The sequence below is a fragment of the Candidatus Methylacidiphilales bacterium genome (assembly GCA_033875315.1).
In the GTDB taxonomy this organism is placed as follows: domain Bacteria; phylum Verrucomicrobiota; class Verrucomicrobiia; order Methylacidiphilales; family CAZTYG01; genus JANRJG01.
The window spans coordinates 13895-38842 of record JANRJG010000019.1 but is presented as its reverse complement, the minus strand read 5'-3'; the positions used below and the strand labels follow the sequence as shown (position 1 = coordinate 38842).

The following is a 24948-nucleotide window of genomic DNA, read 5'->3' as shown; positions in this document are numbered from 1 at the left end:
CCTCACTCATCATTCGGATGACTCAGCCTCAGCTATCCTGGGTGATCCGTGTGTAGACCCACCAAGGACCCTGGGTGCGACCGAGGACGGCGGCCCAATACCACGACGACACATCGGTCCAATTATTACCCGCGGCATCACCGATCCGCTCCCGCACGGTCCATGTTTGACCCTCTTTGCTGGCTTGAAAGCTTCCCCAGAGCGTTTCCCATCCGTCGCGAACGATCCCCTCCGGTTGGATCTGGTGGCCGGAACCGGCGAAGCAGTGCCGCGCGGGGTGAAGGCGGCGGGTCGGAGCGGTGACCCAACGCACGATCCAACGTCCGTCTTCATCTTGGAACGCCGCGGTGTGCCCGGGAAAATCGCGCAGGAAAGCGGCTTCTTTGGCGGAAAGGGGCACGGATTCAAGAGCCCGGCCTTCGAGGCTGGAAGGCCAGCCCGGAAATCCTGTGGAGGTGATCGCATCGGGCTTTGGACCGGGATGCGGCAGAAAAGTCAGTCCCAAGCCGAAAAGGCACAGCACCGGGAAGAAGAGCACCACCCGGCGCGCGGGTTTGATGGCGTTCGGGGGTGTTTCTCCAGCCGGCGGGATGCGAAACGATTGCAGTCTCTGGGCCAGGAGAAGAATCAGTCCGCCTGCAGCGAGAAAACAAGCGGCCCCGATGGCCCCGTGGCTCCAGGCAGGCAGCGAACACAGGCCGCTTTCCGGGAAAAAAAGCAGTGTGGCCCGGAGAACGTTGAGCGCGATCAAAAGAACCAGGGCAGCGAGACCCAACCAGACGAGAGCCAGGGAATGCAGCCGGGCCAGGGTCGCGGCCACCAGGGTCATCCAGCCTCCGAACCAAAGCATCCGGAGTCCACTGCATGGGGCATCGACCCATACCTCACGTCCCGCATGCACCAATCCGGTTCCAGAAACCGAGACATAAACCCCCAGCGTCCGCAGCAGCAAGGCTGAACCTTCGGCCACGAAAGCGCGCAAGGGATAACCGAGATAGAAGTCGGCCGTGTCGGCCACCGGCAGGAGGAGAAAGGGCATCAGGCAGAGGGCGGGAGGTGCCCCGGTTCCGTGCCAGAGCACGGCGGCAAAACCCGCCGCCGCCAGCCCTCTCGCCAGGGGAGGCAGGCTGCCCTCGGCCAGAAACGGGAGCATCACTGCCAGGCCGGCGCACAGCCGGACCAGTGTGCGCTCATCCACCGGTTGGAGAAAAGTCTTCCATCGAGTTAGGAAGACGATCCCGATCAGGGCGGCCAGGGGCCACCCCCCTTCCGCGGCCCCCGCACTGCGGCCTGTCCACCAAGCGAACAAGGGCCAGAAAACCAGAACCAAGCCGGCCAACACCCCCCAACGGGGGAGTTGGAAGGCGGGGGCCGGAAGCGGTCCCCAAGGGAGGGACAGAAGAACCGCGTTTCCAAATGGAGGACGGGGGCCTGCCTCCTTCACGCTACGGTCTCCGAGTGTGCGTTTAGGCGACGGCGGTTCCAGGACCAAAGTGCCAGCAGGGCGGAAGCCAGCCCCAGCAAGATCCACTCTCCCGGCTCCGGCGTGGTTCCCACTTCGCCCACCGCGGCATTGGAAACGCCCTTGGGCAGAGGGAGGGGTTGCTTGACGTTTTGCAGGCCGGCCGATGGATTGCGGACGATCTTGTCCACGGCCACAAACGAGGTGTAGGCGGTCAACAGGTGGTATTCCAAGCCGAGGCGGGTGATTTCCTTCACGCGATCATCGGTCTTCTGCAGGTTGTTGTAATCTCCCAGCTGGGCGATTCGGCTGCGCGCCCACAGTTGGGCCAGGGCGGGGTGGTCGAGCGTGGAGGCGGCTTCGGCCACGGAAAGGTCTTGTTGGAACAAGCCACGGCCGGTCTTGCCGGATACCCGGATGACGCCGGACGGATTGCCGCGCCATTTGCCAAAAACGACCAGAGGACGTTCGGCCAGCAGGTCGGGTTGCCGGAGCGGTTCGATGTCGTAGGCGTGGAAATCCATCAAGGCGACCTGGATGTCAGTCAGGAGCGGACGGGAGACATACTCGGCAAATCGACGGGCTGTGGCCGCTGCCTCGCCGGGCTCGGTGACGATGAAGGGTTCGCCCTGGCCGACGCGGGCCATGCCTTCGATGAGGTGGCGGTTGACCGAGGACCCGATGCCGAAAGCGTAGAGGTTGGCCCGGTTGAGATTTTTGCGGATGAGGTCGAAGGCCTCGGGCTCCACCATGACATAGCCATCGGTGATGACGAGGAAGCTGCGGGAGATGTTCTCCGCCCGGGGCAGGGCCAGCCCCTGCTGCAAGGCGGGTAGCAATTCGGTACCGCCACCGGCATTCATCTGTTCCATGGCCTGCCGGGCCTTTTCCAGGTTATCCGGGGTGGCCGCCAGCGATTGTTCGGAAAGCACGAACGAACCGCCGGAGAAGAAGAGGATGTTGAAGGTGTCGATCGGACGCAGTTTGCCGAGCAGGTTCTTCATCAGCTCCCGGGTCGTGTCGAGGGGGAAGCCTCCCATCGAGCCTGACACATCGATGATGAAGACCAAGTCACGGGCGGGGATTTCCATGTCCTGCGGACGCACCGGAGGCTGGACCATGGCGAGGAAAAAGTTTTCCTTCTCTCCCTGGTGGAGGATGAGGCCGGTCTGGACCTTGTTGCCGGCCAGGCGGTATTCCACGATGATGTCACGGTCGGCGGGGTGGGCCTCGGCCGGATCGAGCTGGAGGTCGACCAGTTCCGGGCCGTTGAAGGCCGTTTTCATCTTGTGGGTGGTGGAACGCACATCCTGCAGGGGCATGCCGCCATTGATTTCCAGGTTGAAGGTGAAGGCGGCCGGGCTGGGCTGGCCCTGTTTGAAGTAGGGACTGGCCACCCACTGGTGTTCCTTGGGGTCGCGCTCGCCGGTGTTGCCCGCATAGCGGGGACCGACCACCGTGGGGTAGACGAATTGGTAGACCAGGTTTTCCGGAACGAGCAGCTCGGTGTAGCGGAGTTCGACCTCGATGTGGTCGCCGGGAAGGATGTGGGCCACCTTCATCTTGAAGACGTTGGGGCGTTCCTGTTCGAGCAACGAGGCGCTTTTGCCCTCCTTCTTGGCGGTTTCATAGACGGCGCGTGCTTCCTCCTTTTCCTTGATCTCCGCGGTGATGCGGCGGTCGCCGATGCGCATCTCCAGGGCATAAACCGCGGCCCGGGTCGAGCCGGGGAAGACATACTCGGCCTCGATGGGGACGGTGCCGGTGTTTTCGTAGGCCTGGGTGACGACGACGTCGGCGATGACGCCGGTGACGCGGGCATCGACCTGGGTGGACTTGAGCGGGAGTTGCTCCGTGCCTTTCCCGCTCGAGTGTACGAAGAAGTAGGGGGAGAGGGTGTGGTCATCGGGGTCGTGGTTGGTGGCGTGGGCCGGCAGGGCGGCCCAGGCCAGCAGCAGGAGGGATAGGATGGCTTGGAGGAGGCGGGGTGTTTTCATCGGGTTCCTTTGCTTGTGTCGGGGTTGGGGTTTGGTTGACGCCCAAGACCCTGCAACACGCCGGTGAATCGATGATGAACCGGGGATGAATAGATCATGAATTGATGAAGAAACGCCGGAGGCTGAAGGATGCCGCCAGCCCCCTCCAAGCTGCGTGAAGATGTCTACAATCTCCTCGACCGGGTGCTGGCGACCAAGGACCGGACCATCCAACGCCATTTCAAGGCTGCGATCTGGCTCCGAACCGGAACGATGCTGCCAAGGGCAGCGTGTGGCTCAGGTTGGGAGGGTCAACTCCGCGCGGGTGCCGCCTCCGCCGGGACGGTTGGCCACAGTGACAGTGCCGCCGTGCAACTCGGCCACCAACTTGACAAAGGGCAGACCCAGGCCGGAACTTTTCTTCTGTGTCCCGGGACGCGGCAGGGAGAAGAAACGTTCAAAGATCTTCTCCTGGGCATAGTCCGGAATGCCCGGGCCTTCGTCCTCGATTCGCACGACCACATGCTTGGAATCACGTTGGGCGTCCACGCGGATGCGCCCGCCGGACGGGGAAAACTCGATGGCATTGATGAGCAGGTTTTCCAACGCCTGCCGGAGCAGAAAACGTTCACCCCGCAAGGCGAGGGTGTCGGGAAGAGGGGCGTCGATGACAAGGCCTTGGAGACCGGGTACGGAAGCCAAGACGTCGCGCAGAATTTCCACCAAGTCCAAGGGGTGGGTTGGGCCCAGGCTCTTGCGCGATTCGACAGAGGCCAATTCGAGCAGACGGTCGACGATCTGGGCCATGCGGGCCGCCTCGGAGCGGATGTTTTCGGCGAATTTTTGCCGGCGCCCCGGTTCCATGTCCTCGCCCATGAGTTCCGCCGCGCCGCGGATCGAGGTGATGGGGCTTTTGAGTTCGTGGGTCAGGGACTGGATGTAGTTCTCGATGTAGTTTTTTCCCTCGAGGGTGTCGCGCATTTCCTCGAAGGCCTGTCCGAGGGCGCGGATTTCCCGGGCCGATCCCAGGCGCGGCCTGGGGGGCTTGGCACCATCGCGCACGGCGCGGGCGTAGGCGGTGAGTTTTTCGATAGGGGCGCTGATCCAGAAAGAAAGCAGGAGCGAAGTCAGGACGACCACGGCGGTGGCGAGGAAGCCGGCCTGGGTGATCTTCCAGGCGGCCCCGGCAATGAACTGGTCGGCATTGTCGGAGGGTTTGTAGGCAGAGACGACCCCGATCAATTCGCCCTTGAGCCGGATGGGCGCGGCGACATGGAGCACGGAGGTGGTGGGATCATTCTCGACCAGCCGGGTCGTGCGGGCACCGTAGGTTCCCTTCAATGTCAGGCGGATGTCCCGCCAGCGGTTGCCAAAGTCCTGGCCGATGCGGGACGAGTCACCGGAATCGAAGAGAACAATCCCGTTCCGGTCGGTGACGGTGAAATCGAGATCGACGCGGGTTTTGACCAGATCGTAGATGCAGGCCTCAAATCGCCGGTTTTTGAGCCGGGCGAACGTGCCGGCCAACACCTCCGTCGGCAGGGTGCCGTCGGGCCGGGCCTCGCCGGCCAGCCATTCGGCGGCCAGCACGGAAGTGTCGACCAGGCATTCTTCCACCGCTTCCAAGTAGCGGGGACGCAACCCATCGATGACCCAGCGGAGGAGGAAGGCAAAGGCCAGGCCGAAGACCAGCGCGTAGGCCAGAAAGACCACGGTGCGGATTTTCATTGGGGGGTGGGCCGGAGGGAATAGCCGTAACCGCGGTGGGTCTCGATGGGGTCGGCGCCTGGGACGGCGGCGCGGATCTTGGAGCGGATTTTTTTGATGTGGGCATCGACGGTGCGGTCGGTGCTGGAATCGGGCTCGTCCCAGGCGCGGTCCATCAATTCGTCGCGGCTGAAGATCCGCCCGGGACGCTCGACCAGAACCTTGAGCAGACGGAACTCATAGCGCGATAAACCCAAGGCAACCCCGGATAAAAGAATCTCTTTGCGATCTTCATCGATAGAGAAATTTCCATTGCTGGCAGTTGGAGTGTTCTGCTGGGGAGGAGGCAACTGGGATGTAGATGGGGAAGCGGATCCACCCCGGCGCAAAACGGCCTTGATGCGGGCCGTGAGTTCCCGGGGACTGAAGGGTTTGACCAGGTAGTCATCGCCGCCGATTTCCAGGCCCACCACGCGATCGATTTCTGCCGCCCGTGCGGTGAGGAAGATGACCGGGGTGGACTGGCGGGTTCGGAGGCCGCGGCAAAAATCAAAGCCGTTGCCGTCGGGTAGGTTGACGTCGAGGACGATGAGATCAAAAGATTGTTCCCGCAGGTGCATTTCCGCTTCGCCAAGCGTGGCACAAGGAATGGCCACCATACCCTCGGTTTCCAAGGCGTAGTGGATATTGTCCGCGATCAGCGGTTCGTCTTCGACCACGAGGATGTGTCGGGGCATGGGCGGTTGTAACCTGTCGCGTGGCCCCTGTCAAAAGCTGTGAAGAAGCACGACCAAGGCAAAACCTTGGGCGTAAGGGCTTTGCTGGGAAATCAGCCGGGAAGCCGGGGGCCCAGACCAGAGTGATTTACATCGACAAAAGCCCAAAACTGTAATAAAGTTTTACAGAATCAGATGAAATTGTTCTGTACCTGGCCCATTCGCAAGTCACTGGTTTGTGCCGCCGCTGCCCTTTTATGGGGATCGGTGATGAACCTGCCAGCAGACACGGTCTTCTACGGGAGCAACTCGACCAACCCCGCTTATGACGACATCGGCAATACGCTGACCGATGTTTACGGGAACAACGCGCTGGGCGGGACATTCAACGAGGTGAATTACGGCTTGTACCAGATCAATGGTACCGGCCCCCAGTCGATCAACATGACGTTTCTGTATGATGATGGAGCCTACACTTTTTCATTCGGCTATTTCGAAGTCACCAGCACTCTCGCGGCCTTGCCCTATGACACGGTGGCCGAAAAACAAGCCTGGGCCATCGAGGCGCTCTCCACGGCCCAAGTGGTCTTCGTCGACCAAGCGGCGATCTTTACCGTGCCGAGCGGGGCCAAGCAAGTGACCCGGGACACGGATGATGCGTATACCACTCCCACTCCAAATAATGACCAAACCCGCAACCATGACCGGGGAAACGGCGACACCTACGACATCACGAACGACACCAATGTGGTGACTTTGGAGGGCGGCCGGTTTTATTCCTTTTTCATTATCCCCAACAATTCATTAGAAGCCTTTCTGAACGACGCCGCAGACAACACGTTCACCTCGTTTGCCCTTGATGGAACCGGGGCCAGTGCCTGGCCGCTCTTTGCGGTCAGCGAGGGAAACCCGGGCAATGACACGGCAGGGGCAGGGACGGGTCTGGACCAGGCATTCACTTTTTTTGGCACGACACGCAACAACAATGGAAATGCGGTGGGAAGCAACACCAGCAATCCGAACTTCGCTCCCGACCCGAATTCCCCGGGATCCGTCATCACCTTCGAGGACATCACCCGCCGCACGGGGGGGGGATCAGACGATGATTTCAATGATTTGCACTTCTACATCGATAACACTCTGTCCACGGGGATCGTGGTGCCTGAACCTTCGACGTGGATCACGGGGGCGGTCCTGTTGTTGCTGGCCGCCGGGGAGGGCTGGCGTCGCCGTCGCCGCCCCCATCAGACGGCTTGATCGTGCAGCCTTTGAAAACTCCGAACTGGCCATGGACGCGCGTCCTCATGGCCGCGGCCGCAACCCTTGCCCTGTTGGTTGTGCCTGTTCTCGAAGGACCGCGCCTGTGGCGTCAGGCCAAGGCCTGGCGGGCGCGGGAATTCACCTCACAAGCCGAAGCTGCCATCGCCCGGAACGACCCCCGGAAAGCGTCCGAGGCCCTGGCAGCGGCGACCCGGCTGGCACCCTTTGAGCCGGCGGTCCTGCGGGCCCGGGCCCGCTACGCCCTGCTCGACCGCAACTCCAACGCCGCCGAGCTTTGGCTGCGCCTGGTGCAGATGAATCCGGGCTCGGCCCAGGATTGGGAAGGCTTGCTCCTGGCCTCCCTGCAACGGGGCGACCGGGTCCAAGCCTACCGGGCGCTGGAGGGTTTCCGCAAGGCGGCCCCCCAGGAAACGGCGGCTTTCCGGCGATACCAATGTCGGGTCTTGGTGGCCTGGGACAAAGGGCCGGCCGCGGCGGATCTGGCTTCCGACATCCTCCGCACGAACCAGAGCAATCCGGTTTTCGACCTTTATGCCAGGGAGTTGATGTTGCGGGGGAATGAAACCCAGCGTGCCGAAGCCCTGGCCTGGCTGGATAAAAAGGGGGAAGATCCCGGCCAGGATGGCCTGGCAGCGCTCATCCTGATGGCCCGGGCAACGGGACGGAAAAACGAAGCATCCGAAGCCCTGTCCGTCCGGCTGCGCAGCCACCCACTGGCGGGCTGGGAAGCCCGTTTGCTGGCCCAGGTCTTACATATTTCTGCCGGTAAAAAGGATGAGGCGGCAGGATGGCGCGAGCTCGGTTCCTCGCTTTCTGTCGAAGAACGGATCCAGGCCGCCCGCTGGTTGGTGGCCGGGGGCCGGGCCGTTGCCGCCACCGGGTGGATCAGTCCGGAAGAAGCGCGCAAGAACCGCGGGGCCTACCACCTCTATCTGGATATTCTCGGTGCCCGGGGACAATGGGCGGAAATGGCCGCCTTTCTCACGGAGGCGCCACCTTTTCTGCCCACCTGCCTCCATTATGCCTACCGGTCCAGGGCGGCCGAGAAACAGGGCGACGAAGGATTGGGCCTGCGTTACTGGCGGCTGGCCCTGGTGGAGGCAAACAAGGAGCCCACGAACAAGACCCTTCTGGCCAACTACGCGGCCGCCATGGGATGGGACGCCAGGGCGGAGGAACTCTGCCGGGAGCTGGCCGCAGATCCGGGCATGGAAGTCCAGGGATTGATGGGCTTGGTTTCGCTGGCCCGGAAACGCGGGGACCGGAAGGCGGAAGCGGAATGGCTGACCCAGCTGAATAAAGCGGCCCCGCACCTGGCCCCAGCCGCCCGGCGCTGAACAACCTTCAGACCCCCGGCTGCGGTGGGGACTGCCCCGCACCTTCGCCCTCGGTCATGACCAAGTCATGGGGGTGGAGGTGGATGGCCGGGCTTTCACCACGGGCTTCCAGAACTTCCACCAAACGGTCGTTGGTCTCACGGAGGCGGTGGACAAAGGTCTTGATCAATAGGGTGACCCAGGGGGGCAGTTGTTCGAGGTGCTTGCGGAATTGTTCCTTGGGGATGAAGAGGAGGGTGGTCGGGCCGAGGGCCTTGGCGGACGCGCTGCGCGGGCGGTGGTCGATCAGCCCCATTTCTCCGAACATGCCCCGCGCCCCGATGCGCCCCAATTCAACATCCACCACACCCTCCGGGGTCTGCACGCTTTGGAAGATTTGCACCAAGCCGTCTTTGACAATGTAAACCCCGTCCGGTCGCTCCGATTCGTGGAAGATGATGTCATTCCGGGCGTAAGTGATTTCCTGTTGGCCGTCGATCATGGCCGCCAGCATAGTGCCGTGCCGCCAGTTGTGCCCAACAAAAAAAGGAGGGTTGGGAAACTTCCCGCGTGACACCTCACAGCGGTTTGGGCATAGGCAGGTGATGGCAATCCAAAGCGGCTCGGGTTTGGATGGTAAGGTAGTGGTGGTGACCGGGGGAAGCTCCGGGATCGGCAAGGCCTGTGCGCTCGCCCTCAGCCGCCAGGGGGCCACGGTCACGGTGGTGGCCGATCTCAATCTTGAGGGCCTGCAACAGACAGTGGCCGAGATGAGCGGCCAGGGTTTCTACGCCCAACTCGATATCTCCCAACCGGTCCAGGTGAAGGATTTCTTCCGCAGTGTGGTGGAAAAATACGGCCGCATCGACTGCGCGATCAACAACGCCGGGATCGAGGGCCAGCTCGCCCCCACCGCCGCCTGTTCCGAGGAAAACTGGGACCGCGTCCTTTCGGTCAATCTGAAGGGCACCTGGCTCTGCATGCGCGAGCAGATCAACCAGATGCTCAAACAGGGCGCGGGCTCGATCGTCAACATTTCCTCCGTGCTCGGTCTGGTCGCCCTCCCCGGCTATCCAGCCTATGCCGCCAGCAAGCACGGCATCGTCGGCCTGACCAAGGCCGCCGCACTGGAATACGCCCAGGCCGGCATCCGGGTCAACGCCCTCTGCCCCGGTGCGGTCCAGACCCCCCTCATGGATCGTATGATCCGGGACAACCCCGGCTTGATCACCGAGGAACTCTTTGTCCAACAGGAACCCATCGGGCGCGTCGCCCGCCCGGAAGAAATCGCCGCGGCCGCGGTCTGGCTGTGTTCCGACGCGGCTTCATTTGTCACCGGGGTCGCCCTCCCGGTCGATGGAGGGGTGGTGGCACGATGAAGGCTTCCCGCGTATGGGCCGCCGCCCTCATGGCCGCCCTGCCGGCTGCGGCCTACGGGCTGGGTTCGCGCATCGCCAACCAGGACGCCGAGGCCGTCGCACGCGGCAATGCCTTTGTCGCCACCGCCAACAATCCCTCGGCGGTTTACTACAACCCGGCCGGTATCCGGCAGTTGCCGGGAGGGCAGGTGCGGTTGGGTTCCTACCTGACCATGGTCGAGTCCCAATACCGGTCTCCCAACGGGGCCTTCTCCAGCACAAAGGACAAACCCGCCATGGTCCCCCAGATGTTCGGTACTTACACGCCGGACAAGAGCCGGTTCTCCTTCGGATTGGGCATTTATTCCCCCTTCGGACTGGGAACGATCTGGCCGGAGGATTCCGGGTTTTCCACCCGGGCCACCACGACCCAGTTGACCTACATCCGGGTCAATCCGGTGGTGGCCGTCGACCTCGTCCCCGGCCTTTCCCTCGGAGCCGGTCCGGCCTTCAACTACAGCTCCGTCGTCCTGAAAAATTCCCTTCCCGCTCCCGGACAGGAATTCACCTTCGACGGCAACAACGTCGATGTCGGTTTCAACGCCGGCATTCTTTGGAAGTTCCACCCGCAGTTTTCCACCGGCTTCAGCTACCACAGTGCGTCCTCTATCAACTATCAGGGCTCAACCAACACTCCGGGACTCGCCCGGGAAGAGGAAGCCGACGCCCGGCTTGAATTTCCCCTATGGTTCACCTGGGGCCTTTCCTACCGTCCCGATCCCCATTGGAACATCGAGTTCAACCTCGAATACACTGATTGGGATTCCCTCGATACGGTCACCATCCGGCGTTCATCCGGGGACATTTCCATTCCCTTCGATTGGGAACCCGGCTTCATGTACAAACTCGGAGCGACCTACGATTTTCTCAACGGTTGGTCCATCAGTGCCGGTTACTTCTACACCGAGCAAACCGTGCCCGACCGAACCTTCACTCCCGGCGTGCCCGACACGGAGGTTCACACCGGCAGCGTGGGGGCGACCTATCGTCGTGGTCCGTGGACCTATGCCGCCGCCGCCCAGCTCACCATGGGGCCCTGGCGTGATGTGTCCGGCAGCCCGGTTTCCACCTCCGGGGAATCCGCCGACGGGAAATTCCGCTACATCATCCCCGCCATCAACCTTTCCCTCGGCTATCAGTTCTAATCCGCACGGTTCACATCCCGTGAGCTATATCCAGTCCTCATGACTAAGGGACAGGATCCGCGGGAGGACGAGGCTCCTGCTGAGCCGGTTTGAGGTCTTACTGCCAAGGGTGGCTCAACGGGAGTTTCGCCCTCCCGCTAGCAAGTTGCCGCTCACTCCCCGTGATTGGGGGCAGTGCGTTCGAGCCACACCGGCTTGGGTCTTTCCTCGGGGATGAAAACAGGTTTGAAATCCGGTCCTTGCTTGACGGTGTATAGAAGGGTCAGTTCCAAACGGTCGTTTCCGCCTTGGCGCAGGCGCACGACGCTGGTTTGGTTGTTGTAGACCAGATTGAGTTGGAGATCCGGCCGCAGCTTGGCGTAGTTCCAGACACCGGTGGTGTTTTCCACGCCCAAGAGGCCGCGGACCTCGATCAATCCTTCAATACCATATGCTCCCCCGGGGATGTTGGTCCGGCGGGTGGAGAACCGGATCTGGTTTTCTGACGGGCCATGTGGATCCGTCCAGCTTCCCAGAAACGTCTCTTGGTCGGCTGGAGGCATGGGCGCCTGCCAGCCGCCCCAAAAATTCCATCCGACCAAGGCCACCGCCAGAAAAAGGAGGATCGCAATCAAGCGGTCCCGGTTCATCGCGGTGGTGATCCCCCGGGCACTAGAGGCACTTTGAATTCCCTGCTGGAGGGTTTACTGGACAAGCCCGGGGCCTGCGGGCTTATGCAGAATGTGGCGGCGAAAAAGGTCCTTGGCGCTCTCGAGCACGCTGTATGCACAAGGCACGATGAACAGGGTCGAGAGCATGGACACCGCCGAACCACAGAGGATGGTCAGGGCCATCGGGATGCGGCTTTCCGCCCCCGGTCCCAGGGCCAGCGCGGGCGGGACGGCGGCGGCGATGGTGGCGATCGAGGTCATGAGCACCGGACGCAGCCGGATCGGGCAGGCCTTGAGCAAGGCCGCATCCGCACCCACCCCATCGGTTTCACGCACCTTGTCCGTGAACTCCACCAGAAGAATGGAGTTTTTCTTCACAATCCCCAGAAGGAGGATCATGCCGATCCCGCTGTAAAGGTTCCAAGTCTGGCCGAAGGCGAAGAGACCGAGGGCCGCGCCACTGATGGCGAAGGGCATGGCCAGGAGGATGAGGAAAGGCTGGGCGAAGCTGTTGAACTGGGCCGCCAGCACCATGTAGGCCACCAGGATGCCCAGGCCGAGGGCAAACATCATGTCGCGTCCGAATTTCTCATTCGTTTCCGCCGACTGTGAGGGGATGAGGCGGTAGCCCTGGGGCAGGGTCTGTTGGGCGTGCTCCTTGATCCGGCCCATGGCCGTGTTTTCCGCCACCCCGGGGGCCGGATTGCCGGTCACGGTGATCGACCGCTCACGGTTGCGGCGGGCGATGGTCTGGAGACTGGACACCTGCTCCCAACGAACGACATCTTTGACCGGGATGATCTCGCCGTAGATGTTGCGTACGGTCAGCTTTTTCAAGTCTTCCACCCGTTCACGCTCTTCGGGCAGAAGCCGGATCCGCACGTCGTAGCGGCGGTCGTCGTTGGTGAACTTGCCCTCGCGCACCCCGCCGATGGCGGCGGCAATGGTGTCTGAGATTTCCTGCACCGTGACGCCCCGCGCCGAGGCGGCCTCGCGCTCGATGTAAACCCTCAACTCGGGCTGGCCTTCCTTGAAGTCGGTGTTGAGGTCGGTGGCCAGCTTTTCGTCTTTCATCCAACCGATGAGCCGGGCCGACTCCTTTTTCAACACATCAAGGTTAGGGCCCTGGAGGGAGAAGGTGATGGGGAAACCCAGGCCGCCCTCGGGACCTCCCTTGGAAAGGTCCACCAGGAAGGACTTCAGGTCGCTGATCTTGTCCAATTCGGGGCGGAGGGCGTCCATGACTTCAAGCTGGCTGCGGGTGCGTTCGGCTTTCGGTTTCATATCGACGAACATGATGCCGTTGTTGATGTTGCCATCCATGAAGCTGCCCACGGCCAGGAAGTAGGTGCGGGTCTCGGGAAGGGCCAGGACCAGCTTCTCGGCTTCCGCGATGCGGTTTTCCGAGTAGGCCAGGGAGGAGCCCACGGGGGTTTCGTATTTGACGAAGAGCGTGCCTTGGTCCTGGGAGGGTGAGAATTCCCCCGGCACTTTGCCCGCGATGTAGAGTGAGCCGGCGAATGCCAGCAGGAAAGCGCCCAGAACAGGCAAACGGTGTTGCAGGCAGAAGGGCAGTGCGGAGCGGTAGCGGTCCGTGAGGAACTTAAGGAGGCCGTCGACCCCGCGGGTGACGGGGTTGGTGCGCTTGACAGAGAGGAATTGCGAGCAGCGCATCGGGGTCAGGGTGATGGCTTCGACGAGGGAAAGGGCAACGGCGGCGGCGATGGTGATGCCGAACTGGAAGAGGAACTGGCCCACGGCCGAGCCCTGGATGAGGGCAATGGGAAGGAACACCGCCAACACGGCCAGGGTGGAGGCGAGGGCCGGGCCCGTGATTTCCTTGGTGCCGTCGATGGAGGCTTGCATGCGACTCTTCCCCATTTCGAAATGCCGGACGATGTTCTCCAGCACCATGATGGCATCGTCCACGACCACGCCGATGGCGAGGGAAAGGGCGAGCAGGGTGAAGAGGTTGAGGGTGAAGCCGAGAAAATAGAGGATGATGAAAGACCCGAGGATCGAGGTCGGGATCGACATGACGACGTTGAAGGTCGAAGAAAGGGAGCCAAGGAAGAGCCAGCAAATGAGGGCGGTGAGGATGGCGGAGAGGATGAGGGTGAATTCGGTTTCCTCGACTGATTCTTTGGTGAATTTGGATTCGTCGTAGTTGACGCTGATCTTGACGTCCTTGGGCAGGGAGGGGCGGATTTCCTCGAGGGTTTTCTTGATGTTGTCGGCCACTTCGATGGAGTTGGCCCCGCGCTGTTTGCGGAAACCGATGCCGCCGCCGCGCACCCCGGCGATTTTCGAGATGGAGCGGACATCGTTGAGACCGTCCTGGACCACGGCCACATCGGCGATGCGTATGAGGGCGTTGTGGATCGGCTGGCCGCCGCGCTGTTTGATCAGGATTTGTCCGACATCCTTGGCGGTCAGGCCCTCGCCCATCAGGCGGACGTTGATTTCTTGCTGGTTGTTTTCCAGAAGACCGGCGGCCTGCTCGATATGCTGGGTGCGCAGGGCGTTCTGGACATCGAGGATGGTCAGGTCGTATTCGGCCAGCTTGTCGTGGTCGACCCAGACGCGGAGGTTGCGTTCGGCAAAACCCGAAAGGATGAGCTGCCCGACTCCGGGAAGCACCTGGAACTTGTCGCGCAGGTAGCGCTCGGCATAAACGGTCAGGTCCAGGAGCGACCAGGTGTCGCTGCTGATGCCCAGCCACATGATTTCCTGGTCGGAGGGGTTGACCTTGAAAATGAGCGGGTCGTCGACTTCCTTGGGGAGGCGGACGCGGGTGATGTTGGTCTGGACCTCGAGCAGGGCGGCGTCGGCGTTGCGACCGGGGTAGAACTCCAGGCTGATGTTGGCACTTCCTTGATAGATGGTCGAATTGAGGTTCTTGATCCCCGAGACGTTGACCAGGGCCTGTTCCATCTGGTCGACGATTTCCGTTTCCATGACCTCGGGCGCGGCCCCGGGCCAGGTGACCTGGACAAGGACGTTGGGCACCTCGACGTCGGGAAGCAGACTGACCCCGAGGCGGCCGAAGCAGATGGCCCCGAAGATGATGAGCGCGGACATGAGCATCCACGCGAAGACGGGGCGTTTGACGGAGATTTCGGCTAGGTTCATACTTCTTACTTCTTAAGGGGTCCTTGATCGATGTCCCCGGCGGCGACATGGAGTTTGACCAGGTTGAGCTTGCTCGCGAGGTGGGCGGCGATGAGATCGCGACGGGTGTCCTGCCAGGAACGGAGGGCATCGAGGACATCGAGGCTCTTGACCACCCCGAGTTCGTAGTCGGCCTTCTGGGCGGTGTAGTTCATCTCCGCGGTGCGGGCCGCTTCGTCGGTGCGGGCCAGTTCGGCCAGGGAGGAGTTGAAATTATTCCAGGCCGTGCGGATGTCGCGGACCGTTTCCCGTTCCAGCTTCGAGACGTCGAGTTGCTTCTTGGCGAAGAGCGCTTTGTTTTCATCGACCCGGGCCTCGATGCTGCCCCCGTCGAAGATCGGGATTTCCAGGGTGAGGAAGCCGTTCCACTCCCCGTCCTGGATTTTGTCCGAGTCGTAGAGGTAGTAGTTTCCCTCGAAGCTGAGGGTGGGCCAATGTTCCCCCTTGGCGGCGGAGAGCTGGGCCCGGGCGGAACGCTCGGCCTCGACAGCGGCAAGAACATCGGGCCGCTGGCCGGATTTTTCCAGGTAATGCGCCAGGGTCAGGCTGCCCGGCGGAGGCGGGGCGGTGTCCTTGATTTTCAACTGTTCCTCAGGAAGTCCGGTGTAGAAAAGCAGGAGTTCGCGCGAGGCCCCGTGCAGCCCACGTGTGCGCTCAAGGCTGACCCGGGCCTGGGCCAGGTCGTTGCGCGCTTGGATGAGTTCGCTTTGCCGTGATTTCCCCAGCTTGACCCGTCGTTCCTGGTCGGCCACCCGTTCGAGCAGGGTCTGTTCGATATCCCCGAGCACACGCAGGTCGTCCTCGTATTGCAGGACTTGGTAGAAAGCCTCGGCGACATCGAGGTAGAGGTTTTGTCGGACCCGCCGGATGGTCTGGCGGTTGCCTTCGATGTCGGCCCGCGCGGCGCGGGCCACTTGGAAATCACGCATCCCGGAAAAAAGAGGCACCTTGAGATTGACCCGGGCGGTCTGGGGGTAGTTGTCGATTTTGGGCGCCGGTCCGCCAATCCCGCCGCCGGAATTGTTGACGCCGAAGGAAGCGCTGCGGTCGTTGTATACGGACTGTTCGCCCAAAACCTTCAGCGTGGGCAGGGCGGCGCCGACGGCCTGCCAGAAACGGGCCTGGGCCACCCGCACATCCGCTTCACTCAGGCCGATGCTTTCCATGCGCAAGAGGGCGAGTTGGTAACAGAGTCCGAGATCCAGAGTCTCGACCGGGAGGGGAACCGGGGTGGGTTTGGAGGAGTCCAGCTTTCTCGCTGCCGCTTTGGCCGCGTCTGCTTCAGCAGAGGCCGCGCTGGCCGGTGGGAGCGGAAGTAACAGCAAAAAGGCCGGGAGCAGGGCCAGGCTATGGAGGGTGTTCACAAAGGGACGGTTCATACTTGTTAGTGTTTGTCGGGGGAGTGGCGCATGCCTGCGGCCCCAAAGGCCACCAAGCGTCGCAGGACTTCTTCGCCGTCCGTCATGTTGCATTCCCCATTGGAGAGGTATTCGAGCGCACGGGCCTGGCTGATGGTGTGGATCATGGCCCCGATGGCGAAATGGAATCGCCAGGTAAGTTCGGCCGATGGCAACTCGGGCAGCGTGCGCTTGAGCTCGCGCTCAAAATGAACCACCACCGGTTTCCATTCATGCTCCATCAGCCGGATCATGAAGGCGTCGCTTTCGTAAAGAGATTTGCCCAGGAGGACCAGCAGGTGCTGTTTCTCCTTTTGGCGCGAAAACTCGAAGCAGGGGCGACAGAAGGCATCCAGGATGGTTTCCAGCGCCAAGGGCTTTCCGGCCGCCCGCAGGAGGGCTTTCTCCAGCAGGGCGATGCGGGCTTGGTTGAGGGGTTGGACCACCCTTGACAGGATCGAGGTGTAAAGAACGTCCTTGGAACCAAAGTAATAATTGACCGCAGCCAGATTGACTCCGGCTTCGCTGGTGATCTGGCGCAGCGAGGCCGCGGCAAAACCCCATTCGGCAAAGGCCTTTTCCCCCGCATCCATGATGCGTTCACGAATCGCTTCGGCGTGACCGGGGTCATGCGCATGCAGTTCAGGTTGGACCATGCGAAACAGTCGTTTCAAACATTTGTTTTGTCAAACCGAAATCCGGTTTTTCTTTGGCCGATCCGGCAACCCCTGATGGCTGCCTGCGCGCCGGCAGAAAGCTTTTTCCTTGTTCCTATATAAGAATCGGGAAAACTCAAAAGTGATGGACGGGAAACGCGGAAATGGCCTGATCGGGGAAGTTCGTGCCTGCTCTTGTCCTTCGAACCAGAACCATGTCGATTCCGATTTCAGGCATTTACCGGTCCCTGCTTTTGATTGCAGGTCTGGCGGCGTCTCTATTGTGCCTTTCATGTAAGCGACCGACCTCGACACCTGCCGTTTCGCCCGCCCAGCACGACCCGGCTCCCCCGCCTGAGAGCCCTTCATCCTCGCCTCCCGACTTATCTGCATCAACACCACCCGCTCCCGACCCTGGGCACGCGTTGCCGGACGACCTCGCACTGCCCGCTGCTGAAGATCCAGTTGAGTCCGTCGCGGAGGAAACCGCGGTGGCGCCGCAAGACCTTCGCCCCCCGCAAGGCCCGGTTGTTCCTGAAGGTGTGGCCGATGTCCAGGGGGTGTTCAACCCGGACCCGGGTGCCGACGATACAGCCACCGGCCCGTTGGAGTGGATGACCCCGGTTTTGGCCCCCCCGCCGGTCTATGGACTGGAACCCCTCCCGGAGGAACTGGTCCTGCCACGCGACGATGTCCGGCTTGGGCGCCGCAAACTGCCCAAATTCGGCAACCGAGATTCCTTCCTCGAAGAAGGCCTGCCCGCCCACACCGAGGTCGTCCCCAGCCGCTGGAATATTCCCTATCAGACCCGTGATCGCTACAAAAACCGTGAAACCGCCGAAACCGCCTTCCAGGATCCCCTGCCGGAACTTTGGCACCCTTACCGGCAGAGTGTCCTGAAGGGCGATGTGCCCGTCCTGGGCGAGGATATCTTCCTCAGACTGGCCGTGGCCAGTTTCACGGAATTCGAAACCCGGCGGCTGCCCGTCCCCAGTGGAATCAGCTCCGCCAACCCCCGGAGCTCGGAGTTTTTCGGGGAGGGAGACATCTACACCGTCCAACAGAACTTCATCTTCACCCTCGACTTTTTCCAGGGTGAAACCGAGGTCTTCAAGCCGGTGGCCTGGCAATTGCGCCTGCAGCCTGTCTACAATGTCAATTACACCGAAGCGCGCGAAACCAACGCCCTCCAACCCGACCCCCGTGGCGACGCCGGTGGCTCCAACACGAACCCCGCCTTCCCCCTCGGGCCCGGCACCAACCCCAATGACATTGCCGATTTCCTCGACAACAATCTGGACACGGAAGGGGGCAACAGCGGCAACGATTACACCTCCCGCCTCCGCGACAAGTGGGCCCTTCAGGAGGGCTTTTTCGAAGTTCACCTGGCGGATGTTTCCGACAACTACGATTTCATCTCCTCACGCCTGGGCTACCAGACCTTCAACAGTGATTTCCGCGGCCTGCTCTTCCGTGACACCAACTTGGGACTCCGCTTCTTTGGCAATGCGGAAAACAACCTCTGGCAGTACAACCTGGCCTATTTCGACCTCCGGGAAAAAGACACCAACAGCGAACTCAACACCTTTGATGATCGAGACCAACAAGTTTTTGTCGCCAACGTCTTCCGCCAGGATTTCATCGTTCCCGGATACACCGTCAGCCTGAACACGGTGGCCAACTTCGACAAGGGCAAGGAACATTACGACCGCAACGGCTTCGTCGCCCGTCCCGCCCCCATCGGCACGGCCACCGTGCATGACATCCATGCCTACTACGTCGGTTTTTCCGGCGAGGGCAAGATCGGCCGCGTCAACATTTCCCATTCGTTTTATCAAGCCTTTGGCGGGGAAGAAATCAACAACATCGAGGGCCGGCAAACGCGCATCGATGCCCAGCAGTGCCACCTCGAGTTGTCCTACGACCGCGACTGGATCCGCTACAAAGCCGCGTTCTTCTACGCTTCCGGGGATGGAAACCCGGAGGACGGTGTGGGCGGCGGTTTCGACTCCGTGATCGACAATCCCAATCTCTTCGGGGGCCCCTTCAGCTATTGGGTCCGGCAGGGCTTCAACCTCGCTGGCACCGGAGTCAACCTCAAGCAGCGCAACAGCCTCATCCCCAATCTCCGCACCAGCAAGTTCGAGGGCCAGTCCAATTTCGTCAACCCGGGCGTCCTCATCTGGGGGCTCGGCACCGACATCGAACTCACCCCGGAAACCCGTCTTTTTCTCAACGCCAATTACATCCGTTTCGCCGACACCGGGGTGATCAAGCAGGTTCTGTTCACCAACGACGTCGATTCCTCCGTCGGCGGAGACCTCAGCATCGGCATCATCTCGCGCCCACTGCTCAACGACAACATCGTCATCACCGCGGGCTTTGCCACCCTCATTCCCGACGAAGGATACAACGACATTTACGACCAGGCCCGCAGCAAGGTGGTGGGCTTCAAAGATTATCCCGAAGACGAGGTCCAATTCCTATACAGTGCCTTCGTTTCCCTGTCCCTGACCTGGTGATATGAACTACCGCCCCTTGCCACTTTTCTTCCTTGCCGCCTCCATCGGGATTGCGGGCCTGGTCCTGTCTGACCCCGCCCGTCTCCTTGCCGGGGACAACCACGGCCATGGCCCGGTCACCGCCGCCGCCGAACCCGTGCCCAAGGCGGTCAAGTTGCCCGCGCGCAACCGCATCGACCAGACCGCCGCCGAGGCCGCGGCCAAAAGCACGGGCTGCCTCCAGTGCCACCAGGGCTCCGAGGACATGCACGCCTCCCCGGCCGTCGTACTCGGCTGCACCGATTGCCACGGCGGCAACCCCGCCCGCGGCCTATCCAAGGAGCAGGCCCACGTCCACCCCCTCAACCCGGAATATTGGAAGTCCTCCGCCAATCCCGTCGATTCCAGCGTCCTCCTCAATCACGAGTCCCCCGAGTTCATCCAATTCGTCAACCCCGGCGACCTGCGGGTGGCCAGCAAAGCCTGCGGCGACTGTCACCAGCAGATCATCGACCAGGTCGGCCACAGCATGATGAACCATGGCGCCATGCTCTGGGGGGCCGCCCTCTACAACAACGGCAGCTACCATGAAAAAAACTACGTCTTCGGCCAGGCCTATAGCGCCAACGGCACCGCCCTCGCCCTCAAGAGTCCGGTCGAAGTGACCCCCGAGATGACGCAAAAACACGGCATCCTCCCCCGCCTCGACCCGATTCCACGCTATGCCTTCAGCCAGCCCGGCAACATCCTCCGCATCTTCGAGAAAGGCGGCGAAAAAATTCCCGAACTCGGCAACCCCAATCCCTTCGAACCCCCGGGACGCCCGATCCGCCGCCTCTCCGAGCGCGGCCTCGGCACCAACAACCGTACCGACCCGGTCTTCCTCGGCCTGCAAAAAACCCGCCTGAATGACCCGCTCCTCGCCTTCCTCGGCTCGAACGACCATCCCGGCGACTACCGCTCCAGCGGTTGCACCGCCTGTCATGTCGTTTACGCCAACGACCGTTCACCCCACAATTCCGGCCACTACGCCAAATACGGCCACCAGGGACTCTCCTTCAGCGCCGACCCCACCATCCCCAAGAATGAACGGGGTCACCCGATCAAGCACCAGTTCACCCGCTCCATTCCCTCCAGCCAGTGCATGAGCTGCCACATGCACCAGGGCAACCTCTTCGTCAACCCCTACCTCGGCTACATCTGGTGGGACCAGGAATCCGACGGGAACTTCATGTATCCCAAGGAACAAAAGCACCCCACGCCCGCCGAGATCACCCGCTCAATGCGTAAAAACCCCGAAGAGGCCGCCGTCCGGGGCCTCTGGGGAGATCTCGCCTTCCTTGAAAAAGTATCCGAGCTCAACCCCAAGCTGAAACAAACCCAATTCGCCGACTACCACGGACACGGCTGGGTCTTCCGTGCCGTCTTCAAGAAGGACCGCCAGGGCACGCTCCTCGACCTGCGAGACAATCCCATCTCCCATGATGACCCGAAAAAATTCAGCAAGGCTGTCCACCTGAAGGATATCCACCTTGAGAAAGGCATGCAGTGCGCCGATTGCCACTTCCTCAGTGATGTCCATGGAAATGGCCTGATTTATGGCGAGCCCCGCAACGCCACCAGCATCGAGTGCATCGATTGCCACGGCACCGCCGCCTCCCGCCCCACCCTGGTCACCTCGGGCAATGGCGGCCACATCGACCTCAACAAGAGCAGCACCCCCTTCGGCCCGCGTTTCACCTGGGAGGGCAACCGCCTCTTCCAGCAGTCCAACATGAGCCCCGATCTCCGCTGGGAAATCCCCCAGACCCTCGACACCCTCGACCCGCGCTCGCACCAATACAACGCCGCCTCCCGCTACGCCAAGACCCTCAAGCGTGACGGCTGGACCTGGGGCAACCTCCCGGCGGGCAACGCCACCCGCAAGGCCGAGCTGGCCCACGACAACGACGCCATCGGCTGCCAGGTCTGCCACACCTCCTGGGCCACCAGTTGCTTCGGTTGCCACCTGCCGCTGAAAAACAACAACTACCAACCGACCAACAAATTCGAAGGCACCGTCTCCCGTTTCTACACGTCCTACAACCCCCAGGTCATCCGTGACGATGTCTTCATGCTCGGCCTCGACGGCACCATCAAAAAGAACCAGCTTGCAGTCATCCGCTCCTCCAGCGCCGTCATCGTCAGTTCCCAGAACGCCCAGCGCGAATGGATTTACCACCAACAGCAGACCATCTCTCAGGAGGGCTACAGCGGACAGGCCTTCAACCCCCACTTCGCCCACACCACCAGCGGCGTTGGCACGACCAAGAATTGTGCCGATTGCCACCTCTCCTCCGCCAACGACAACAACGCCTGGATGACCCAGTTGCTCGGCTTCGGCACCGGCACCGTCAATTTCTTCGGACGTTACGCCTTCGTCGGCGTCGGCGGCGAGGGCCTCTACGCCATCGCCTGGACCGAGCAGTCCGAACCCCAGGCCGCCATCGGCAGCAGTCTCCACCGGCTGGCCTACCCCGACTTCTACAAACGCCACCTCGAAGAGGACAACCTCCACCTCCGCGAAGCCCACCACCACCACGGCTACGACGCCTACAAGCAATGGATCAACAAATTCACCGGTGAACACCCGGAGGTCGTCGATCTCGCCCTCCGCGGTGAATTCCTCTACACCGCCCAGGGCCATGGCGGCTTCGAGGTCGTGGATGTCTCCACCATCCAGAACAAAGGATTTGCCGAACGCATCGTCACCGCCCCCTTCTCCCCCGTCGGCTGGCGCACCTACGTCAAAACCCACGACGCCACATCCGTCACCCTTCCCAGCACCCTCGCGCTCGACCCCGCCCGCGTCCGCAACCCCGCCAATGAAGAGCAGCCCATCCACATGCTCTACGCCTACGCCTACATCACCGACCGCGAGGAAGGCCTGGTCATGGTCAACGTGGCCACCCTTGTCGATGGCAACCCGCGCAACAACTTCCTCAAGAAAGACGTCGTCTTCAATCCGGAGGGCAAACTCCACGGCGCCACCCATTCTTTCGTCGCCGGACACTACCTCTACGTCACCTGCGACCGCGGCCTCATGGTCGTCGACATCAACGACCCCGCCCACCCCCGCTTGGTCGGCGAGCTCGGAGCACCGTTCCTCAAGAAACCCCATTATGTCCAGATCCAGTTCCGCTACGCCTTCATCGCCGATGAAGAAGGTTTGAAGACCGTCGACATCACGGATCCCGTCCATCCCAAGGCTGTCCCCGGTGCCGTCGTCCCCTTCCAGGAAGCCCACAAGTTCTACCTCGCCCGCACCTACGCCTACGTCGCGGCCGGTTCGCAGGGATTGGCCATCGTCGACATCCTCAATCCCGAGAAACCCCGAATCGATTCCTTCTTCACCGCCGATGGAAAAATCAACGACCTGCACGACGTCAAGATCGGCTCGGTCAACGCCTCCATGTTCGCCCTCCTGGCCGACGGACGGAATGGGTTCCGTGTCCTCCAGATGATTTCCCCCGACACCGTCCCCGGCCACATGGGATTCAGCCCCAAACCCAACCCCAAGCTCATCGCCAATTTCAAAACCAAAGGCGAGGCCCTCGTGGTCGGGCGCGGCCTCGACCGCGACCGCGTGGTCGACGAGACCGGCAACCAGACCGTTGTCTTCGGCCGCCGTGGCTCCCGTCCCTTCCACCTCGATGAAATGGCCGCCTTCTTCCGCCACGGCTCCGACGCCCTGGCCCGGTTGGAAAAACGCGCCCGTCCGGATGGCGACCTCTACTATGTTGACGATACCGTCTGGAAAGACGGCCGCCTCCGTTTCCGCAACGGCCGCGATCTGCCCGCCCCGGCTCCTTTCACCTTCACCCCCGAAGTGCCCCCTGTCCGGCCCGAAAACCCGACACCCGGCGTTCCCACCGCCATGATCCGACCATGAATACACGCCTCCTCCTCATTGCCGTTATCGCCTGCATCGGTGGCTCGATGCCCAGTCCGGCCATGGCCCAGATCCTCAGCGCCGTCGACGTGCAGCAAATCGTCAACCAGGCCTCCAGCCGCGCCGCCATCGTCTCCCCCGACAGCACCATCGCCGTGGTCGACCGTGAGGGCAATGTCCTCGTCGTCTGGGCCACTGGGGCCGCTCCGAGCGCCCAGCGCATCGGGGACGCCATATCCCGGGGGGGCACGGCTTGCTTCCTCAACAGCAACCAGAATGCCCTGACTTCCCGCTCCGCCAACTACCTCGTCCAGCCGAATTTCCCCCCGGGCCTGCGCAACCGCAACAACGGGCCCCTCACCGGGGTCAATTTTTCCAATCTTCCCTACTCGGACGTGAACCGTTTCCGCCAGCAACCGTTCCCCGTCTACGCCGTCAACCCCGCTGTCGCGCCGCCCATCGGCACACTCGGCGGCGCCATCCGCTTCACTTCGCTCAGTGGCTTTTGTGGCGGCGTGCCGCTCTACAAGAACGGCGTCCTGGTCGGGGGCGTGGGTGTGGCCGGAGATGGGGACGACACCATCAGTCCTTCCGCCGCTGTGGAGCCCGACACCGATGAGGATGTGGCCTTGGCGGGACAAAAAGGTTTCGAACCTCCCGCGCGCATACGCTCCGATCGGATTTTCCTCGATGGCATCAGCGTGCCCTACGTCCGGACCTCGACCCGGCTCCCGGCCGTCATCGCCCCGGTGGGCGCGGCGGTGGCGGGTTTCCCGCTTCTCGGGTCACCCCTCCCGGCGGGTTACCCCAATGTCAATATCTACCCCCCGGGCACCGTGGCCGGAGTGGCCGGGGAATTCCGCGCACCCGTGGTCACGGATGTCGCCAACGCCTCCGCCCTCCGCCTCACTGCCGCCGATGTCAACAACATCATCGAGGCCGCCGTGCGCGCGGCGCTTTCAACCCGCACCGCGGTCCGCCGGCCGCTCGGCGGCCCCACTTCCATGTGGATCGCCGTCGTCGGCCGGGGCAATCCCAACGTCCTCCCACTCGTGCCGCCCCCCATCCTCGGTATTTTCAAAATGCCCGATGCGGTCACCCGTTCGTGGGACTTCGCTGTCGCCAAGGGCCGGACCTGCGTCGGCTTCTCCAGCAACACCAAAGCCCTCTCCTCCCGCAGTGTCGGCTTTTTGTCCCAGTTTTATTATCCGCCCGGCATCAACGACACCAACTCCGGTCCCTTTTTCGGACTCCAGCCCTTCTATTCCGATACTTCGATTGTCCCGGCCGACTTGCTCAACCCCTCCGCCTCGGCGCCCAACCGCTTTTTCGCCAATGGCATCACCATCTTCCCCGGCGGCCAGCCCCTCTACAAGGGCACCGAACTCGTTGGTGCCATCGGCATCTCCGGCGACGCCATCGACCAGGACGATCTCGTCGCCTGTGCCGGAACCGCCGCCCTCCGTGCCGACGGACTCGGACGCTTCACCGCACCGCCTGCCATTCGCGCCGATGCCTTTGCCTACCGCGGCGCCCGCCTCCCCTTCGCCAAATTCCCCAGACAACCCACCCGCTGAACCTGTTGAGCCATGGACCGTTCCGGCCCCGTGCCGGAATTCCC

General features: G+C 62.2%; 16 protein-coding genes. 7 read left to right on the top strand and 9 right to left on the bottom strand.

All coding sequences use genetic code 11. The features are described 5' to 3' along the window. Positions 1-28: 28 nt before the first annotated feature. The 4 genes from SFU85_06860 to creB all read right to left on the bottom strand — a co-directional run bounded on the left by SFU85_06860 (position 29) and on the right by creB (position 5882). Entirely contained in the window at positions 29-1444 is a 1416-nt protein-coding gene (locus SFU85_06860) for an archaeosortase/exosortase family protein (GenBank protein MDX6766494.1), read from the bottom strand. Further along, complete coding sequence (locus SFU85_06855) at positions 1441-3459, bottom strand: VIT domain-containing protein (protein MDX6766493.1); 2019 nt, start codon at positions 3457-3459, stop codon at positions 1441-1443. Before SFU85_06855 ends, SFU85_06860 begins: the two co-directional genes overlap by 4 nt. Before the next feature lie 276 nt (positions 3460-3735). Next, positions 3736-5166 carry a two-component system sensor histidine kinase CreC gene (creC, locus tag SFU85_06850; GenBank protein MDX6766492.1) on the bottom strand — a complete coding sequence of 477 codons (1431 nt, stop codon included), beginning with the start codon at positions 5164-5166 and terminating at the stop codon, positions 3736-3738. Next, positions 5163-5882, bottom strand: a complete 720-nt coding sequence (gene creB, locus SFU85_06845) for a two-component system response regulator CreB (protein ID MDX6766491.1) — start codon at positions 5880-5882, stop codon at positions 5163-5165. The genes creC and creB overlap by 4 nt, the downstream gene beginning before the upstream one ends. 174 nt (positions 5883-6056) lie before the next feature. On the opposite strand from creB, the gene SFU85_06840 reads away from it, so the two are divergent. Continuing rightward, entirely contained in the window at positions 6057-7118 is a 1062-nt protein-coding gene (locus tag SFU85_06840; GenBank protein ID MDX6766490.1) for a DUF4114 domain-containing protein, read from the top strand. Between the two features lie 47 nt (positions 7119-7165). After that, complete coding sequence (locus SFU85_06835) at positions 7166-8479, top strand: hypothetical protein (GenBank protein MDX6766489.1); 1314 nt, start codon at positions 7166-7168, stop codon at positions 8477-8479. Positions 8480-8486: 7 nt separating this feature from the next. On the opposite strand, the gene SFU85_06830 is transcribed toward SFU85_06835, so the two are convergent. Next, a complete protein-coding gene (locus tag SFU85_06830) occupies positions 8487-8960 on the bottom strand; it encodes a Crp/Fnr family transcriptional regulator (GenBank protein MDX6766488.1) in 474 nt (157 codons plus the stop codon). Between the two features lie 103 nt (positions 8961-9063). Here SFU85_06830 and SFU85_06825 point away from each other — a divergent pair, with 103 nt between their 5' ends. Continuing rightward, positions 9064-9837: a glucose 1-dehydrogenase gene (locus tag SFU85_06825; GenBank protein ID MDX6766487.1), complete on the top strand. Its 774-nt coding sequence runs from the start codon at positions 9064-9066 to the stop codon at positions 9835-9837. Beyond that, positions 9834-11021 carry an outer membrane protein transport protein gene (locus SFU85_06820; GenBank protein ID MDX6766486.1) on the top strand — a complete coding sequence of 396 codons (1188 nt, stop codon included), beginning with the start codon at positions 9834-9836 and terminating at the stop codon, positions 11019-11021. Before SFU85_06825 ends, SFU85_06820 begins: the two co-directional genes overlap by 4 nt. Before the next feature lie 152 nt (positions 11022-11173). Here the strand turns inward: SFU85_06820 and SFU85_06815 are convergent, their stop codons facing one another. Genes SFU85_06815 through SFU85_06800 form a run of 4 tightly spaced genes read right to left on the bottom strand, consistent with a single transcriptional unit; the run spans position 11174 to position 16913 of the window. Beyond that, the gene (locus SFU85_06815) at positions 11174-11650 is read right to left on the bottom strand and encodes a hypothetical protein (GenBank protein MDX6766485.1); all 477 of its coding nucleotides are present in this window, start codon (positions 11648-11650) and stop codon (positions 11174-11176) included. A 54-nt stretch (positions 11651-11704) separates the two neighbouring features. Further along, positions 11705-14803: an efflux RND transporter permease subunit gene (locus SFU85_06810; protein MDX6766484.1), complete on the bottom strand. Its 3099-nt coding sequence runs from the start codon at positions 14801-14803 to the stop codon at positions 11705-11707. A gap of 5 nt (positions 14804-14808) precedes the next feature. Continuing rightward, on the bottom strand, positions 14809-16221 hold the full coding sequence (locus SFU85_06805; GenBank protein MDX6766483.1) for a TolC family protein: 1413 nt from the start codon (positions 16219-16221) through the stop codon (positions 14809-14811). Between the two features lie 5 nt (positions 16222-16226). Further along, positions 16227-16913 carry a TetR/AcrR family transcriptional regulator gene (locus SFU85_06800; protein MDX6766482.1) on the bottom strand — a complete coding sequence of 229 codons (687 nt, stop codon included), beginning with the start codon at positions 16911-16913 and terminating at the stop codon, positions 16227-16229. A gap of 407 nt (positions 16914-17320) precedes the next feature. Here SFU85_06800 and SFU85_06795 point away from each other — a divergent pair, with 407 nt between their 5' ends. From SFU85_06795 to SFU85_06785, 3 genes are read left to right on the top strand one after another with little or no spacing between them, the layout of a single operon-like run. Continuing rightward, a complete protein-coding gene (locus SFU85_06795; protein ID MDX6766481.1) occupies positions 17321-19417 on the top strand; it encodes a hypothetical protein in 2097 nt (698 codons plus the stop codon). 1 nt (position 19418) lies between these two features. After that, positions 19419-23327: a hypothetical protein gene (locus SFU85_06790; protein ID MDX6766480.1), complete on the top strand. Its 3909-nt coding sequence runs from the start codon at positions 19419-19421 to the stop codon at positions 23325-23327. Continuing rightward, positions 23324-24904 carry a heme-binding protein gene (locus tag SFU85_06785; GenBank protein MDX6766479.1) on the top strand — a complete coding sequence of 527 codons (1581 nt, stop codon included), beginning with the start codon at positions 23324-23326 and terminating at the stop codon, positions 24902-24904. Before SFU85_06790 ends, SFU85_06785 begins: the two co-directional genes overlap by 4 nt. Positions 24905-24948: the final 44 nt, after the last annotated feature.